Annotated in this window: 2 protein-coding genes; both read left to right on the forward strand. The window is 65.5% G+C overall.

The features are described from left to right. Position 1: 1 nt before the first annotated feature. On the forward strand, positions 2-754 hold the full coding sequence (locus HHA01_RS14625; protein ID WP_141322034.1) for an electron transfer flavoprotein subunit beta/FixA family protein: 753 nt from the start codon (positions 2-4) through the stop codon (positions 752-754). Then, on the forward strand, positions 751-1,689 hold the full coding sequence (locus HHA01_RS14630) for an electron transfer flavoprotein subunit alpha/FixB family protein (RefSeq protein WP_141322037.1): 939 nt from the start codon (positions 751-753) through the stop codon (positions 1,687-1,689). The genes HHA01_RS14625 and HHA01_RS14630 overlap by 4 nt, the downstream gene beginning before the upstream one ends. Positions 1,690-1,782: the final 93 nt, after the last annotated feature.

Consider the following 1,782-nt stretch of genomic DNA (forward strand, 5'->3'; position numbering starts at 1 on the left):
CATGAAAGTACTCGTCGCGGTCAAACGCGTCATCGATTACAACGTCAAGATCCGCGTCAAGCCGGATCATTCCGACGTCGACCTCTCCAACGTGAAGATGGCCATGAACCCCTTCTGCGAGATCGCCGTGGAAGAGGCGGTGCGTCTCAAGGAGGCCGGCACAGCCAGCGAGGTGGTGGCCGTCAGCATCGGTCCCAAGGCGGCCCAGGAGCAGCTGCGCAGTGCCCTGGCGCTGGGCGCCGATCGCGCCATTCATGTGCAGACCGACGAGCGGGTCGAGTCGCTGGGGGCTGCCAGGGCGCTGGCCAAGGTGGTCGAGGAAGAGCAGCCGGACCTGATGATCCTCGGCAAGCAGGCCATCGACAGCGACAACAACCAGACCGGGCAGATGCTGGCGGCACTGACCGGGCGTCCGCAGGGCACCTTCGCCTCCGCGATCAAGGTCGAAGGCGACAGCCTGGAAGTCATCCGCGAGATCGACGGCGGCCTGCAGACCGTCTCGCTCAAGCTACCGGCCATCGTCACCACCGACCTGCGCCTCAATGAGCCGCGCTATGCCAAGCTGCCGGACATCATGAAGGCCAAGAAGAAGCCGCTGGAGACCCGCACGCCGGAAGAGCTGGGCGTCGAGGTGGCCAGCAGGCTCAAGCTGGTGAGTGTCGAGCCGCCGGCCGAACGTCAGGGTGGCGTGACGGTCGGCTCCGTGGACGAACTGGTCGATAAACTCAAGAACGAAGCCAAGGTGATCACATGAGCATTCTGGTACTCGCTGAACATCATGATGGCCAACTGGCCGAAGGCACGGCGCATGTGGTCGCCGCGGCTCGCCAGATCGCCGATCACGGCGGCGGTGACATCGACGTGCTGGTCGCGGGTGAAGGCGTGGCAAGCGTCGCCGAGGCGGCGGCCGGTCTGGAGGGCGTGACCCGGGTGCGCGTCGCCGACCATGGCGTCTACGCCCATCAACTGGCCGAGCCGCTGGGCGATCTGCTGGTCGCGCTGGCCGATGACTACAACCATGTGCTGGCTGCCGGCTCGACCATCGGCAAGAATGCCCTGCCGCGTCTGGCGGCGCTGAAGGACACCCAGCAGATCTCCGAAATCATCGCCGTGGTCAGCGCCGACACCTTCAAGCGTCCGGTCTACGCCGGCAACGCCATTGCCACCGTGCAGAGCGAGGACGCACTGAAGGTCATCACGGTGCGTCCCACGGCCTTCGACGCCGTGGGCGAGGGCGGCAGCGCCAGTGTCGAGGCGGTCGATACCGTGGTCGACAACGCGCTGTCGTCCTTCGTCGGCGAACAGCTGGCGCAGAGCGACCGGCCGGAGCTGGGTTCCGCCAAGGTAGTCGTGTCCGGCGGCCGGGGCATGGGCAACGGCGAGAACTTCAAGCTGCTGGACGGCATCGCCGACAAGCTGGGCGCCGCTATCGGGGCTTCGCGTGCCGCCGTCGACGCCGGCTTCGTGCACAACGACATGCAGGTCGGCCAGACCGGCAAGATCGTCGCGCCGGATCTGTATATCGCCGTGGGCATCAGTGGCGCCATCCAGCACCTGGCGGGCATGAAGGATTCGCGCATCATCGTCGCCATCAACAAGGACGAGGAGGCGCCGATCTTTCAGGTCGCGGACTACGGACTGGTCGGTGATCTGTTCGAGGTCGTGCCGGAGCTGGAACAGAAGCTGTAGGACGATCGGGATCTTCCAGGTCGCGCTCTCGATGATCACTGGCCTGGTCGGTGACCTGTTCGAGGTTGTGCCGGAGCTCGAGCAGAAGCTGTA

Origin of the sequence: Halomonas halmophila, from assembly GCF_006540005.1 — a bacterium.
In the GTDB taxonomy this organism is placed as follows: domain Bacteria; phylum Pseudomonadota; class Gammaproteobacteria; order Pseudomonadales; family Halomonadaceae; genus Halomonas; species Halomonas halmophila.